The following is a 15,375-nucleotide window of genomic DNA, read 5'->3' as shown; positions in this document are numbered from 1 at the left end:
CCACCTCATGACATGCAGTTCCAGTCACAGAAATTAACAACGGGAAAACCAAGCCTCTGACCATGCCCCAGCTGTCGCCATCCACATTGGCTTCATTCCCGTCGCTACCGATCTCACCCCTGCTCGCCGAGTTGCAGGCCCGGCTGAGCACCGCTCCTGCCCTCGTGCTGCAGGCGCCGCCCGGTGCAGGCAAGACGACGCTCGTTCCACTCGCGTTGCTCGACGCAGCTTGGCTGAACGGCGGCCGCATCATCATGCTCGAACCGCGCCGCCTGGCAGTACGCGCCGCCGCCTCCCGGATGGCGGCACTGCTCGGCGAGTCCGTCGGTGAAACCGTAGGCTACCGCATGCGCTTTGAGTCGAAGGTAAGCCAGCGCACACGCATCGAGGTCGTCACCGAGGGCATCCTCACCCGCCGTCTGCAGGGCGACCCGGAGCTTAACGGAATCGGCCTGCTGATATTCGACGAGTTTCATGAACGTAGTCTGCATGCCGACCTGGCGCTGGCGCTGGCGCACGACACCCAGCGCGGCCTGCGCGAAGACCTGCGCCTGCTGCTGATGTCAGCCACGCTCGACGGCGAGCGGCTGAGCCGGGCGCTCGGCGATGCGCCCCTGCTGACCAGTGCCGGACGCAGTCATCCGGTCGACATCCACTACGCCGCGCGCGAATCCGACGCCCCGCCGGCCGAAACGCTGGTGCGCGGCGTGCTCGCGGCGCTGCGTGCCGAAGAAAGCGGCGATGTGCTGGCCTTTCTGCCCGGCAGTGGCGAAATCCGCCGCGCCGCCGCCGCCCTCGCGGCCGAACTCGGCGACAGCGTCAGCGTGCTGCCGCTCTACGGCGAACTGCCCTTTGCCGAGCAGCAGCGCGCGCTGCAACCCGACGCCCGCGGCCGGCGGCGCGTGGTGCTGGCGACCAGCATCGCCGAAACCAGCCTGACCATCGATGGCATCCGCGTCGTCGTCGACGCCGGCTACGCCCGCCAGCCGCGCTTCGACCCGCGCAGCGGCCTGAGCCGACTGGAGACAGTGCGCATCAGCCGCGCCGCCGCCGAACAGCGTGCCGGCCGCGCCGGCCGCCTCGGCCCCGGCGTCTGCTACCGGCTGTGGACGCCGGCCACCGACGCCACGCTGCGCCCGCACACCAGCCCGGAAATCCTCGATGCCGACCTGGCGCCGCTGGCGCTGGAGCTGGCGGCCTGGGGCGCGCCGGCGGATGCGCTGCTGTGGCTCGACCCGCCGAATCCCGGCGCGCTGGCACAGGCGCAGGCGCTGCTGCGCCAGCTCGATGCGCTGGATGTCGACAGCCGCATCAGCGCCGGCGGCCGCGCGCTGCTCGAACTCGGCCTGCATCCGCGCCTTGCTCATCTGCTGCTCGCCGGCCGCCGCGACGGCTGCCCGGCGCTGGCCTGCGACGTCGCCGCACTGCTCGAAGAGCGCGATGTGCTCAGGGGCGAGGCAGCACGCTCGGCCGATCTGACGCTACGCCTTGAAGCGCTGGCGACGCTGCGCGCACGCGGCCGCGGTGCCCTGCGCGAACTCGGCGCCGACGGCAACGGCTGCGAGCGCGTCGAGCAGGCCGCTCGCGCCCTGCGCCAGCGCCTCGGCAGCCGCGCCGACGCCGAACCGATCCGCGCCAGCCAGGTCGCCCGCCTGCTCGCTGCCGCCTACCCCGAACGCATCGCCCGCCGCCGCGACGGCTCGCCGGACCGCTACCTGCTCGCCAACGGCCGCGGCGCGCGGCTGCGCGAAGGCGATCCGCTGAGCGGCGCCGACTGGCTCGCCGTCGCCAGCCTCGACGCCGGCGAGCGCGAAGGCCGCATCTTCCTCGCCGCCGAACTCGACGCACCAACGCTGGAAGACGTCCTCGCCGCGCACATCGACAGCGCTGCCAGCGTGCGCTGGGACGAGCGCGAGGCCGCCGTCGTCGCCCGCGAGGAACGCCGCCTCGGCGCAATCCTGATCGACGCCAAAGCCCTCGCCCGCCCCGCGCCCGAGGCGCTGCGCGCGGCGATGTGCACCGGCATCGAACGCCTCGGCCTCGACGCGCTGCCGTGGACGCCGGCGCTGCGCGAGTGGCAGGCGCGGGTGCTGTCGCTGCGCGCCTGGCTCGGCGCGGACTGGCCCGACGTCAGCGACACCGCCCTCGCCGCCCGCCTGAACGACTGGCTCGCGCCCTACCTCGACGGCATCAGCCGCCGCGAACACCTCGCCCGCCTCGACCTCGGCGCCATCCTGCGCGCCCGCCTCGACTGGGCACAGGCGCAGCAGCTCGATGCGCTGGCGCCGACCCACCTCGAAGTGCCGAGCGGCTCGCGGCTGCGCCTGAGCTACACGGTCGACGGCGCCGCGCCGGTGCTGGCGGTCAAGCTGCAGGAAATGTTCGGCCTCGCCGACACCCCGCGCATCGCCAACGGCCGCATCGCCGTCACCCTGCACCTGCTGTCGCCGGCACAACGGCCGATCCAGGTCACCCAGGACCTGCGCGGCTTCTGGGAACGCACCTACGCAGAGGTCAAAAAAGAACTCAAAGGCCGCTACCCGAAACACCCGTGGCCAGACGATCCGTGGACGGCGACCGCGACACGGCGGGCGAAACCGCGGGGAACCTGAGCGGGCCAGCGCTTGATGGCCGCAGCTATCAGGCGCGCAGCTCCTCCGCTACGCGCACCTGCAGGCTGACCCACAGCACCGTCATCGGCAGTTCGACGGCCCACAGCCGGCGGCACTGCGGTTCCATCCAGGCGACGGCGTCGAGTTCGTGGCCGTCGAGGGGGCCGAGGTCGCGCTCGGGCGGGTCGAAGCGCACGCGCAGGCGCCAGAGTTCGGCGATGCGCACTTCGCCGGCGTAGTCGGCACCGTCGATCCAGTGAGTGATGTGCAGCAGCAGGCGGCACGGTGCCGGCTTGAGCCGGGGGACGGCGGCGGCGAGGCGGGCGAAGCCGCGGCGCAGCAGGGCGGCGCCGAGGGCGGCGAGGCCACCGAAGGTGACGAAGAAACCAAGCGCCAGCGGCTGCGGCAGGCGCTCTTCCTGCAGCGCGGCGAGGCTCAGCAGCAGGCCGCACAGCGCGGCGGCGGCGCAGCCGCGCAAGGCGCGCGTCAGACGATGGCGACGGTGTTCGAGCGCCTCGCGCAGTTGCACGCCATCACCGATCGTGACCGCTTTCACCGTACACCTCCCGTCGTTCAGCCCCATACCGGTCGGAACCGCCGCCGGCACGGGTGTTCCCTTCACGATAGGCGAGGTGCGTGCGGCCGGGCGAGACGAAACGACCGCGCCCGCCGCGAAGGCGGGCACGGTCGGCTCAGCCGTGGCATTCAGCGTGAACGCTTGTAGCCGGTGAACATCGCGCGGATCAGGTTCTCGCGGTGACGCAGGCTCTCGTAGACGGCGGCTGCGATGTGCAGCGCGACGGCACCGAGGGTGACGTTGACGCAGCCCTCGTGGAATTCCTCCATCAGCTCGCTGCCCCAGAACGCATCGGTGGTCATCAGCCAGCCGCTGGTGGCAATCGCCAGCACCATCGTCATCAGGAACAGGATCATCACCGCCGCCGCCGGGTTGTGACCGGGGTGGTACGGCTCACGCCCGCGCAGCATGGCCTGCAGGTAGGCGCGCAGCGTGCGCGGCGTCGGCACCCATTGCGCGAAGCGGGCGTAGTGGCTGCCGATGAAGCCCCAGACGATGCGCGCGACGATCAAGGCCGCCGCGCTGTAGCCGGCCCACTGGTGCAGCGCCTCGGCATCGTCGGAGCTGGCCCAGGCGGTGGCGAACGCCGCCACCAGCCCCCAGTGGAACACGCGCACGAAGCGATCCCAGACGCGCACGCGGGCGGCGCTATCGACGCCCGCGACCGACGCCTGCAGCTCAGTCATCATCGTCCTCGTCTTCCGACTTGGACTTCACGACCGACATGTCGACCGGGTTGAAGTAGATCTCGACCTTCTTGCCGTCCTTGTTCTTGCCGTAGATCTCGTAGCAGTTGCCCGAGGTGACCTTGAACTTCTTCACCGTGTAGCCCTGCTCGTCGAGCTTGGCCTTGAAGGCCTCCTCGGTCATCCACTTGTCCTTCGGCTCTTCGGTGCACTGCGTACCGGCGAAGGCACCGGCGGAGGCTGTGGCGAGGATCACGGCACTCAGTAAGCGTTTCATCAGCGAGACTTCCTGGCTCGACCGGCAGGATGCCGGGTTCGGGAGCGGAGTCTGCCGGGGCGAGCTGAATCGGCCCTGAACGCTCGGGCCGGTGAATACTGGCCCGTCCGCTGCCGCGCGGGCCGCGGCAAAGACCGCCCGGCGGCCGGATGCGGCCAGTCATCGCCGCTGCGCCGGCCGCGCGGAACACGCGGTGCACGCCCCTCGCCGTTCGCGGCACGCGGATGCCGAATGCGGACAACGAGCGTCTGCAGCGCTTGCCCGGCCGATCGGACGGTGCCACCCGCCGCTCACGGGTCGCCCCGGCCCGTGAGCGGCGGTCCGGCCCGCTCAGGGCGAGTGGATGTCGACCACGCCGTAGCGGTAGGCGAGATGGATCAGCTTGACGTCGCTGTCGATGCCGAGCTTCTGGAAGATGCGGTAACGGTGGGTGCAGACGGTCTTGTAGCCGATGCTGAGCGCATCGGCGATTTCCTGCAGCGCGCGGCCCTGCACCAGCATCAGCGCCACCTGCATCTCGCGCGCCGAGAGACCTTCGAAGGGGTTGTCGGCGCGCTGGCGGATGCTCGCCATCACCAGCTGGCCGGCGATGGTCGGCGCGATGTAGGCACCGCCGCGCGCCACCACGCGCACGGCATCGACGACCTCCTCGGCGGCGCCGCCCTTGGGCAGATAGCCGACGGCGCCGGCTTCCATCATCCGCTGCGGATACGGCGGCTGGTCGTGCACCGAGACGGCGACGACCTTGGGCTGGTGCGGCAGCGCGGCGAGGCGGCGCGTGGCCTCCACGCCGCCCATGCCGGGCATGTCGACGTCGATCAGCACCACGTCGGGCTTGAGCGCGCGCGCCTTGGCCAGCGCGTCCTCACCGTCGACCGCCTCGGCGATGACACTGATCCCGACGCTGTCGCCAAGCACCTTGGCGAGCGCAATGCGGATCAGTTCGTGGTCATCGACCAGCATGACGTGGATCATCGGGGAAGGGCCTGGCAAGTCGGGGAGATGCAGCGGACGCGCGACGATAACGCGAAACGGCCGACCGGCGGCCATCCGTTATGATAACGGCTCTCGACCGAGCCACTGTGATGCGCATCATGTCTGCCGCCTTGCCCTCTCTTCCCCTGCCCGCCGACACCCGCTTACCCGGACGCTGGGACGGTCTCGCCGGTGCGGCGACGGCGCTGGCGATCGCGCAGACGGCGAACCGCGTCAACGGCCTGGTGCTGGTGCTGGCGCCGGATACCGCCACGGCGCTGCGCCTGCAGGCGGAGATCGGCTTCTTCGCGCCGGGCAGCGAACTGCCGACGCTGGTATTCCCGGACTGGGAAACCCTGCCCTACGACGTGTTCTCGCCGCATCAGGACATCGTTTCGCAGCGCCTGGCGACGCTCTATCGCCTGCCGCAGGAAAAGCGCGGCGTGCTGATCGTGCCGGCGCCGACGCTGATGCAGCGCCTGTGCCCGCGCAGCTACCTCGATGCCCACGCGCTGCTGCTCGCAGTCGGCGACCGCCTCGACCCGGATGCCTTCCGCGGCCGGCTGGAAGCCGCCGGCTACCTCTGCGTCGCCCAGGTCGCCGAATACGGCGAGTTCGCCGTGCGCGGCTCGATCGTCGACGTCTTCCCGATGGGCGCCGAGGCGCCGTACCGCATCGACCTGTTCGATGACGAGATCGAATCGCTGCGCACCTTCGACCCGGAAACGCAGAAGTCCACCGGCAAGGTCGACGCCATCGAGCTGCTGCCGGCGCGCGAATTCGCGCTCGACAAGGACGCCATCACCCATTTCCGCACCGCCTTCCGCGCCGCCTTCGAGGGCGACCCGCAGCGCAGCCAGATCTATCGCGAGGTCAGCCAGGGCTTCGCGCCGCCCGGCGTCGAATACTGGCTGCCGCTGTTCTTCGATCGCACCGGCACGCTGTTCGACTACCTGCCCTCGGGCGCGCTGGTGCTGCGCCTGGCCGGCTGGGACGCGGCGATGGACGCCTTCCTCGCCCAGGTCAACGAGCGCTACGAGAGCCGCCGCCACGACCGCGAGCGCCCGCTGCTGGCGCCGTCGGCACTGTTCCTCGATCCGACCGAGGTCAACCAGCGCGTCGGCCGGCTGACGCGCATCGACCTCGCCACCGACGGCGTCTCGGCGCTGGCGCGGCCGCTGCCGGAGCTCTACCTGGTGCCGCGTGCCGAGCGCCCGGCGGCGGCACTGCTGGAATTTCTCGACCGCTACCCGGGGCGGGTGCTGTTCGCCGCCGAATCCGCCGGCCGCCGCGAAGTGCTCGCCGAAACGCTGCGCGCGCAGGGCATTCAGGTGCAGCCGGTCGCCGACTGGCGCGCCTTCCTGGCCGCCGGCGAGCGCCTGGCGCTGTGCGTCGCGCCGCTCGATCAGGGCCTGCTGCTGGATGCGGTTGCCGTCGTCACCGAGGGCATGCTGCACCGCGAATGGGTGCGCCAGAGCCGGCGCACCAGCCGCGCCGCACGCGACGCCGAAAGCATCATCCGCAACCTCTCCGATCTGGCCATCGGCGCGGCGGTGGTGCACGAGGATCACGGCGTCGGCCGCTATCAGGGGCTGACGCACATGGACGCCGGCGGCATCGAGGCCGAGTACCTGGTGCTCGAATACGCCAACGCCGAAAAGCTCTACGTGCCGGTGGCGATGCTCGACCGCGTCAGCCGCTACAGCGGCGCGGAGAATCCGCCGCTGCACAAGATCGGCGGCGAGCAGTGGGAAAAAGCCCGCCGCAAGGCCGCGGAAAAAGTCCGCGACGTCGCCGCCGAGCTGCTCGACATCTACGCCCGCCGCGCCGCGCGCAGCGGCCACAAGTTCAAGGGCGAGGAAGGCGATTACCTAGCCTTCGCCGCCGGCTTCCCCTACGAGGAAACCCCCGACCAGCAGGCGGCGATCGACGCCGTGCTCGCTGACATGCGCGCCGGCAAGCCGATGGACCGCGTGGTCTGCGGCGACGTCGGCTTCGGCAAGACCGAGGTGGCGATGCGCGCGGCCTTTCTCGCGGTGCAGGACGGTCGCCAGGTGGCGGTGCTGGTGCCGACCACGCTGCTCGCCAACCAGCACTACAAGAACTTCCTCGACCGCTTCGCGCCGTGGCCGGTGCGCGTCGAGGCGCTGTCGCGCTTTCGCTCGAAGAAAGACACCGACGCAGTGCTCGCCGGGCTGGCCGAGGGCAGCCTCGACATCGTCATCGGCACCCACAAGCTGATCCAGCCCGATGTCAGGTTCAAAGACCTCGGCCTGGTGATCATCGACGAGGAGCACCGCTTCGGCGTGCGCCAGAAGGAAGCCTTCAAGGCGCTGCGCTCCGAGGTCGACATCCTCACGCTGACCGCCACGCCGATCCCGCGCACGCTGAACATGGCGATGGCCGGGCTGCGCGAGCTGTCGATCATCGCCACGCCGCCGGCCAGCCGCCTGGCGGTAAAGACCTTCGTCGGCGAGTTCAACGCCGCGCTGGTGCAGGAGGCCTGCCTGCGCGAGCTCAAGCGCGGCGGTCAGGTGTATTTCCTGCACAACGACGTCGACACCATCGAAAAACAGGCCAGGGACCTGCAGGCGCTGGTGCCGGGCGCGCGCGTCGCCATCGCCCACGGCCAGATGGGCGCTGGCGAGCTGGAAAAAGTCATGCTCGATTTCTACCACCAGCGCTGCAATCTGCTGGTGTGCACCACCATCGTCGAAAGCGGCATCGACGTGCCCTCGGCCAACACCATGATCATCAACCGCGCCGACAAGCTCGGCCTGGCGCAGCTGCACCAGCTGCGCGGGCGCGTCGGCCGCTCGCATCACCGCGCCTACTGCTACCTGATCACGCCGCCGCGCAAGGCGATGACCGCCGACGCGGTCAAGCGCATCGAGGCGATCGAGTCGCTCGAAGACCTCGGCGCCGGTTTCATGCTCGCCAATCACGACCTCGAAATCCGCGGCGCCGGCGAGCTGCTCGGCGAGGAGCAGAGCGGGCAGATCCACGAGATCGGCTTCACGCTGTACATGGACATGCTCGAACGCGCGGTCAAGGCGCTGCGCTCGGGCAGACTGCCGCAGCTCGAAGCGGCGCTGGAGCACGGCCCCGAGGTCAGCCTCGGCGCCCCGGCGCTGATCCCCGAGGACTACCTGCCGGACGTGCACGCGCGGCTGATGCTCTACAAACGCATCGCCAGCTGCAGCGACGCCGAGGCGCTGCGCGAGCTGCAGGTGGAGATGATCGACCGCTTCGGCCTGCTGCCGGCGCAGGTGCACAACCTGTTCCGCGTCACCGCGATCAAGCTCGCCGCCACCCCGCTCGGCGTGCGCAAGATCGACATCGGTGAACAGGGCGGACGCATCGTCTTCGCCGCGCAGCCGAACATCGACGTCGCCAAGCTGCTGGCGCTGATCGGTAAACAGCCGAAGGTCTACAAGCTCGACGGTCAGGACAAGCTGCGCATCGTGCGCCCGCTCGCCGACGCCACCCAGCGCGCCGACGAAATCGACGCGCTGCTCGGCACGATCGCGGCATAAGCTGGCGTTAAGCATTCGTTCAGTGTCGATTCAGTGGCCGCGCCTAGTCTGCACGCCATCCGGTCACGTCGACCGGGCAGCCACAGAGACCGAATTCATGCGCACACTCAACGCCCTGCTTGCCGCCGCCCTGCTCGCCACTGCCGGCAGCGCCTTCGCCGCCGACATGACCAAGGAAGAGGCGATCGCCAAGGCCCAGGAAATCCACCCCGGTGAGGTGGTCAAGGCCTACACCGAGACGCAGCACGGCCAGAAGCTGTGGGAAGTCCAGATCAAGGGCGCCGACGGCAAGAAGGTTGCGCTGTTCTTCAACGTCGCCACCGGCGAGCAGGATCTGAAGGCCAAGTAAGCCTGACGCGCGGATCAGCTCCCGCTGCGGCCGGCGCCAGCGCAGGCGCCGCGCCGGCCGCAGCGGGATTGTCTTTGGCCCGACGCGGAGGACGAGCATGACGCCGAGCGACGAAATCAAGGTCTGGGACCCGCTGGTGCGGGTGTTCCACTGGACGCTGGTCAGCGCCTTCACGCTGGCCTTTTTCACTGAAGACGAACTGCAGGACATCCACGTGCTGGCCGGCTACACCGTGTTCGGCCTGCTGCTGGTGCGCGCGGTATGGGGCTTCATCGGGCCGCGCCACGCGCGCTTCGCCGACTTCGCCTACCCGCCGCGCGAGGTGCTGCGCTACACGCTGGCGGTGCTGCGCGGCCGCGCCGAGCGCCACCTCGGCCACAATCCGGCCGGCGGCGCGATGATCTTCGCGCTGCTCGGCATGCTGCTGCTGACCACCACGCTCGGCCTGAGCCTGTACGGCGCCCGCGGCGAAGGCCCGCTCGGCACCCTGCTCGGCGACGTCAGCACCGATACCGCGGACTGGCTGCGCGCGGCGCACGTGTTCTGTGCCTGGAGCACGGTCGTGCTGGTCGGCGGCCACCTGCTCGGCGTGGTCTGGGAGAGCCTGCTGCACCGCGAGAACCTGCCGCGCAGCATGGTCACCGGCCGCAAACGCGCCCCCGCCGCCGAACCGGCGCCGGCCCGCGGTGAATGAGCGCGACGGAATGCAGCGGGCCGGCGGCGGTCTGCAGGCGGGCGCACGCTGTGCCATCGTCAGCTTCTGAGCCCTGAACGGAGACCCGCAGATGATCCTCAGCACCACCCCCACGCTCGAAGGCCACCGCATCCGCGAGTACTGCGGCATCGTCAACGCCGAGGCCATTCTCGGCGCCAACGTGGTCAAGGACTGGTTCGCCAGCATCACCGACTTCATCGGCGGTCGCAGCGGCACCTACGAAGGAGTGCTGCGCGATGCGCGCAGCGAAGCCTTCGAGGAGCTGACCCGCGCCGCGCAGCAGCTCGGCGCCAACGCCATCGTCGGCATCGACATCGACTACGAAGTCCTCGGCGAGCAGAACGGCATGATGATAGTCGCCGTCAGCGGCACCGCGGTCGTCGTCGACTGAAAACAGCCGTACTCAGTAGGCCACCTCCCAGCGGCCGGCCGGCGTGCGCACGAACACCAGCTGCGGCGGATAGGCCGCCGCCAGCGCCACGCCGGCGCACAACTGCACCGCCTGCCCCTTGATGCGCTCGAAGCGGGCGGCGTCGTTCGGCATGAACAGCGGCGCACCGTCACGCCCGCGGACGACGACTTCCGGCCGCCCGAAGGTGAGCAGCTCGATCGACTCGACCGGCGGCAGCACGATGCGCAGGCCGACGGCGTACGCCTTGTCGAGACACTTCAGACGCTTGATGTCAGCGAGGCGCAGGTTCTCGCGCCCGGCGAGCAGCTGATGCACGCCGTCGAACGTCGGCCGGAACGCCGCGGCACGCGCCTGCACCTGTTCGAGGATCGCCGCGCGGTCGGCGGCGCTCAGCGCATCGACCGGCGGGTAATGATGAAACGGCCGGTCGCTGGCGAAATCGGCAACGAAACGGCGCTCGAAGCTCAGCGGGCCGTGACCCTGCCGGGTCTCCTGCCCCTCGCCACTCTGGTTGGTCGCCGCGTAGTGGCCATCGCTGCGTTCTTCCTGCACCGCGTCGGTGACCTCGGCCCAGCGCAGCTGCGCGCTGTAGGCCGCCGCATCGGCCGGCTCGAATTCGATGCGCAGGCTGTTTTCGCCCCGCCGCAGCCCCGGACCGAACGCACTGGCCGGCAACCACAGCGCCGGCGCGATCTCGCGCGCCTCGAACATCACCGGCACCGACTGCGCCGCGATCGCCTGTTCGAGCAACGGCACGCCGTTGAGGTACACCCGCGCGCGACCGGCGACGGTATCGACGCTGTCGGCGGCGGGATCGCCGCGGTAGGGCGTGAACTGGAATTCGACATTGAGCACCGCCGCCCACAGACAGGACGGTGCACACAGCCACAGGCACAGCAGCAGACGACGGCTCATCGCGAAACCCTCCAGCAGGGCCGGCGCCCGGCGCGCCGGCAGGACGGGAAGCGAAGCCTGATCTGCCGAGTCTGGCAGCCGCGGCGCAGGCCGCAAGCCGCCCCGCGCACCGGCTAGACTGCAGCCGCACGGCGTGCTGCAGGGCACGTCGCCCACCCACCCCGACCGACCACCACGCCGGTGACCTCCGGCCACGGATCTGCCGACATGCTGATACGTTTTCTCCGCCTCGCGCTCGGCGCGCTGTTTCGTGTGCGCGTGCTCGGCGACTACGCCGCGCACGGCCATGCCCGCACGCTGATCGTCGCCAACCACGAATCCTTCCTCGACGGCCTGCTGCTCGGCCTGTTCCTGCCGGTCGAGCCGGTGTTCGTCGTGCACACGCAGATCGCCGCGCATCCGTTCTTCGGCCGGCTGCTGAAGTTCGTCGAGCACCTGGAAGTCGACGCCGCCAATCCGATGGCGATGAAGGCGATCGTCAAGCTGGTCGAAAGCGGCCGGCCGGTGGTGATCTTCCCGGAGGGGCGCATCACCGTCACCGGCTCGCTGATGAAGGTCTATGACGGCGCCGCCTTCGTCGCCGCGAAGACGGCGGCGACCGTGGTGCCGGTGCGCATCGAAGGCGCAGCGCGCAGCTACTTCGGTCGCCTCGGCGGGCTCTATCCGCTGCAGCTGCTCCCGCGCATCACGCTGCACATCCTGCCGCCGCGCACGATGCCGATGCCCGACCGGCCGAGCGCGCGCGAGCGCCGCGCCGTCGCCGGTCAGCACATGCGGGCGCTGCTCACCGAGATGCTGGTGGTGACGCGGCCGCGGCTGACGCTGTTCGAAGCCTTCCTCAGCGCCCGCGCGAGCTTCGGCCGCAACCACAAAGTGGTCGAGGACGTGCGCCTGATCGAGGAATCCTACGGTTCGCTGACCAAGATGAGCCTGGCGCTCGGCCGCCTGGTCGCCCAGCGCAGCGAACGCGGCGAGTACGTCGGCCTGCTGCTGCCCAACGCCGCGGCGACGCTGGCCGCGGTGCTCGGCACCGGCGCCTGCGCCCGCGTGCCGGCGATGCTCAACTACACCGCCGGCGTCGACGGCCTGCGCGCGGCGTGCACGGCGGCGCGTATCCGCAGCGTGTTCACCTCGCACGCCTTCCTCGAAAAAGGCCACCTCGAACACCTGCCGCAGGCGCTGACCGAGCTGAACTGGTACTACCTCGAAGACCTGCGCGCGCAGTTCGGCCGCGCCGACAAGCTCTGGCTGCTGCCGCGGCTGCTGCTGCCGCGCCTGCTGCGCGAACGCTCGGCGCGCCCCGAAGACCCGGCGGTGGTGCTGTTCACCTCCGGCTCGGAAGGCCGGCCCAAGGGCGTGGTGCACACCCATGATTCGCTGCTCGCCAACATCGCCCAGGTGCGGGCGATCGCCGACTTCACGCCGCTCGACAAGTTCATGGTGGCGCTGCCGATGTTCCACAGCTTCGGCCTCACCGCCGGCGCGCTGCTGCCGCTGATGGCCGGCTGCAAGGCCTTCCTCTATCCGAGCCCGCTGCACTACCGCGTCATCCCGGAGCTGAGCTACGACCGCAACTGCACGGTGCTGTTCGGCACCTCGACCTTTCTCGGCAACTACGCCAAGTTCGCTCACCCGTATGACTTCGGCCGCCTGCGCTACGTGGTCGCCGGCGCCGAAAAGCTCGACGAGAGCGTGCGCCGCGCCTGGATCGAGCGCTTCGGCATCCGCATCCTCGAAGGCTACGGCGTCACCGAATGCGCGCCGGTGCTCGCCTGCAACGTGCCGATGGCCTGCCGCAGCGGCAGCGTCGGCCAGCTGGTGCCAGCGATGCAAAGCCGGCTGGTGCCGGTCGAGGGCCTCGACGACGGCAGCGGCGTGCTCGAAGTGCGCGGGCCGAACGTGATGCTCGGCTACCTGCGCTACGAGGCCCCCGGCGTCATCGAGCCGCCGCGGGCCTCGGGTGAAGACGGCTGGTACTCGACCGGCGACATCTGCTCGGTCGACGAGGACGGCTTCATCCACATCCGCGGCCGGCTCAAGCGCTTTGCCAAGATCGCCGGCGAGATGGTGTCACTGGAGGTCGTCGAAAACCTCGCGCGCAGCGTCGCACCGCAGGCGATGCACGCCGCCGCCACCCGCAGCGATGCCGGCAAGGGCGAAGCGATCGTGCTGTTCACCACCGAGCGCGGGCTCGAACGCGAGGCGCTGCTCACCGCCGCACGCCGCCTCGGCGTGCCGGAACTGGCGGTGCCGCGCGACATCCGACCGCTCGCCGAGATTCCGCTGCTCGGCACCGGCAAGACCGATTACGCGCAGTTGCAGAGCCTGGCGACGGGCTGAAAACACGCCCCGGCGCCGGCGCTGTCAGCTCAGGTGTGCAGTCCCATGCAAATGTCATAAATCCGCTGCTCATCAATGACCTGCTTGGTCTACACGTTTGCGCAGGGGGTCGCGGCCCAACGCCGAACCGGGCCGTTCCGCCAGAACCGACCGCGCCACCACCAAAGAGGAGATCGAACCATGCGCCACCGTCCGATCCGCACCGTCGTCGAGAACCAGAAAATCCTCACCGCCTCGGCCGACATCAGCGTCGCCGAAGCCGCCCGCCGCATGCGTGAACACCATGTCGGCGCGGTGATGATCGTCGATGAAGCCGGCCGCCTGACCGGCATCTTCACCGAGCGCGATGCACTGTTTCGCGTGCTCGCCGTCGGCCTCAGCCCGGAAACACTGCTGACGGAAGTGATGACCTCGCATCCGCAGACGATCACCGGCGAGCGGCCGTTCGGCCATGCCCTGCACCTGATGTACGAGTCGGGCTTTCGCCACGTGCCGGTGGTCGACGCCGCCGAGCGGCCGATCGGCATGGTCTCGGCGCGTGATGCGCTCGGCCCGGAAATCTCGACCTTCGAGGTCGAAGTGCACATGCGTGAACACCTGAACGAAGTGCTGTAAGCCACTACATCCGCCTCCCCGGCACGCGGGCCGCCAGCAGCGGCCCGCTTTTTTGTGCCCGCGCGGCGCCGGACAAGCCTGGCCACGCCCCGGTAGCATGCGAGGCTGCGGCGCACGACCGCGCCATCGTCCCAGGAGCCTTCATGACCACTGCCCCGTCCGCCACCCGCCCGCTGTGGTCGCGCGGCATGGCCGCCGTGCTGTTTGCGCAGTTCTTCTCGGCCTTCGGTGACAACGCGGTGCTGTTCGCCGCGCTGGCGCTGCTGAAAAGCCTGGCCTACCCGGACTGGGCCGCGCCGCTGCTGCAGCAGTTCTTCGTCGCCGCCTACATCCTGCTGGCGCCGTTCGCCGGCCCCTTCGCCGATTCCTTCCCCAAAGGCCGGGTGATGCTGATCGCCAACGGCCTCAAGCTCGCCGGCGCCGCCTGCCTGCTGGCCGGGCTCGATCCCTTCCTCGCCTACGGCCTGATCGGCGTCGGCGCCGCGGCCTATTCGCCGGCCAAGTACGGCATCCTCGGCGAGCTGACCTCGGGCGACCAGCTGGTCAAGGCCAACGGCCTGATGGAAGCCTCGACCATCGCCGCGATCCTCACCGGCGCGATCGCCGGCGGCGTGCTCGCCGACCACGGCGTGACGCTGGCACTCGGCGTCTGTGCCGGCGTCTACGCCGCCGCCGCCGCGGCCAACCTGCTGATCCCGCGGCTGCCGGCGGCGCATCCGCTGAAGAACGTCTCGGCGCGCTCGCTGCTCGGCGACTTCATTGCGGCGCTGCGCAGCATCTGGCGCCACCCGGACACGCGCTTCTCGATCATCGGCACCAGCCTGTTCTGGGGCTCGGGCGTGACGATGCGCTTTCTGCTGGTGGCCTGGGTGCCGATCGCGCTCGGTATCACCGACAACGCCACGCCGGCCTACCTCAACGCGATGGTCGCCGTCGGCATCGTGCTCGGTGCCGGCCTGGCCGGCGCCTGCGTGCGCCTGGAGCAGGTCGAACGCGCGCTGCCGGCCGGCGTCGGCATCGGCCTCGCCGTCGCCGCGCTGGCGCTGGTGCACAGCCTGGCGCCGGCCTACGCCCTGCTCGCCGTCGTCGGTGCCTGCGGCGGCTTTTTCATCGTGCCGCTCAACGCCCTGCTGCAGGAGCGCGGCAAGGAGACGGTCGGCGCCGGCCACGCCATCGCCATCCAGAACCTCGGCGAAAACGGCGCGATGCTGCTGATGCTCGGCCTGTACACGCTGGCGCTCGGCGCCGGCACGCCGGTGCTGTGGATCGCACCGCTGTTCGGCCTCGGCCTGTCGGCGGCGATCTCCGTGCTCTGGCTGGCGCGGCGGCGCCAGCGCTGAGCCGGTACGCGGCGCCGCCTGCTGCC

At 70.2% G+C, this 15,375-nt stretch carries 13 protein-coding genes; 8 read left to right on the top strand and 5 right to left on the bottom strand.

Features of this window, described 5'->3' with window-relative positions; genetic code table 11:
* Positions 1-62: 62 nt before the first annotated feature.
* Positions 63-2,612, top strand: a complete 2,550-nt coding sequence (gene hrpB / locus C7443_RS13000; RefSeq protein ID WP_110019045.1) for an ATP-dependent helicase HrpB — start codon at positions 63-65, stop codon at positions 2,610-2,612.
* 28 nt (positions 2,613-2,640) lie between these two features.
* On the opposite strand, the gene C7443_RS12995 is transcribed toward hrpB, so the two are convergent.
* From C7443_RS12995 to C7443_RS12980, 4 genes are all read right to left on the bottom strand, one after another.
* On the bottom strand, positions 2,641-3,168 hold the full coding sequence (locus C7443_RS12995; protein WP_110019044.1) for a hypothetical protein: 528 nt from the start codon (positions 3,166-3,168) through the stop codon (positions 2,641-2,643).
* A gap of 149 nt (positions 3,169-3,317) precedes the next feature.
* Positions 3,318-3,875, bottom strand: coding sequence for a cytochrome b/b6 domain-containing protein (locus C7443_RS12990; RefSeq protein ID WP_110019043.1), 558 nt, complete (start codon positions 3,873-3,875; stop codon positions 3,318-3,320).
* Positions 3,868-4,152 (bottom strand): PepSY domain-containing protein, encoded by a 285-nt coding sequence (locus C7443_RS12985; protein WP_110019042.1) that lies wholly within the window; start codon positions 4,150-4,152, stop codon positions 3,868-3,870. The genes C7443_RS12990 and C7443_RS12985 overlap by 8 nt, the downstream gene beginning before the upstream one ends.
* A gap of 330 nt (positions 4,153-4,482) precedes the next feature.
* Entirely contained in the window at positions 4,483-5,127 is a 645-nt protein-coding gene (locus tag C7443_RS12980) for a response regulator (protein ID WP_110019041.1), read from the bottom strand.
* Positions 5,128-5,246: 119 nt separating this feature from the next.
* Between C7443_RS12980 and mfd the strand changes: the two genes are divergently transcribed.
* From mfd to C7443_RS12960, 4 genes are all read left to right on the top strand, one after another.
* Positions 5,247-8,663 (top strand): transcription-repair coupling factor, encoded by a 3,417-nt coding sequence (mfd, locus tag C7443_RS12975; protein WP_110019176.1) that lies wholly within the window; start codon positions 5,247-5,249, stop codon positions 8,661-8,663.
* Positions 8,664-8,760: 97 nt separating this feature from the next.
* On the top strand, positions 8,761-9,012 hold the full coding sequence (locus C7443_RS12970; RefSeq protein ID WP_110019040.1) for a PepSY domain-containing protein: 252 nt from the start codon (positions 8,761-8,763) through the stop codon (positions 9,010-9,012).
* A gap of 97 nt (positions 9,013-9,109) precedes the next feature.
* The gene (locus tag C7443_RS12965) at positions 9,110-9,706 is read left to right on the top strand and encodes a cytochrome b/b6 domain-containing protein (RefSeq protein WP_110019039.1); all 597 of its coding nucleotides are present in this window, start codon (positions 9,110-9,112) and stop codon (positions 9,704-9,706) included.
* A 91-nt stretch (positions 9,707-9,797) separates the two neighbouring features.
* A complete protein-coding gene (locus C7443_RS12960; protein WP_110019038.1) occupies positions 9,798-10,118 on the top strand; it encodes a heavy metal-binding domain-containing protein in 321 nt (106 codons plus the stop codon).
* 12 nt (positions 10,119-10,130) lie between these two features.
* On the opposite strand, the gene C7443_RS12955 is transcribed toward C7443_RS12960, so the two are convergent.
* Positions 10,131-11,054: a hypothetical protein gene (locus tag C7443_RS12955; RefSeq protein WP_110019037.1), complete on the bottom strand. Its 924-nt coding sequence runs from the start codon at positions 11,052-11,054 to the stop codon at positions 10,131-10,133.
* A gap of 207 nt (positions 11,055-11,261) precedes the next feature.
* On the opposite strand from C7443_RS12955, the gene aas reads away from it, so the two are divergent.
* The 3 genes from aas (at position 11,262) to lplT (ending at position 15,349) form a co-directional block, all read left to right on the top strand.
* Entirely contained in the window at positions 11,262-13,394 is a 2,133-nt protein-coding gene (gene aas, locus C7443_RS12950; protein ID WP_110019036.1) for a bifunctional acyl-ACP--phospholipid O-acyltransferase/long-chain-fatty-acid--ACP ligase, read from the top strand.
* A gap of 180 nt (positions 13,395-13,574) precedes the next feature.
* Complete coding sequence (locus C7443_RS12945) at positions 13,575-14,009, top strand: CBS domain-containing protein (RefSeq protein WP_110019035.1); 435 nt, start codon at positions 13,575-13,577, stop codon at positions 14,007-14,009.
* A gap of 143 nt (positions 14,010-14,152) precedes the next feature.
* On the top strand, positions 14,153-15,349 hold the full coding sequence (gene lplT / locus C7443_RS12940) for a lysophospholipid transporter LplT (RefSeq protein ID WP_110019034.1): 1,197 nt from the start codon (positions 14,153-14,155) through the stop codon (positions 15,347-15,349).
* The last annotated feature ends 26 nt before the right edge of the window (positions 15,350-15,375 follow it).

The sequence above is a fragment of the Plasticicumulans acidivorans genome (genome assembly GCF_003182095.1).
In the GTDB taxonomy this organism is placed as follows: Bacteria; Pseudomonadota; Gammaproteobacteria; order Competibacterales; family Competibacteraceae; genus Plasticicumulans; species Plasticicumulans acidivorans.
This window is presented reverse-complemented; position numbering and strand designations above follow the sequence as displayed.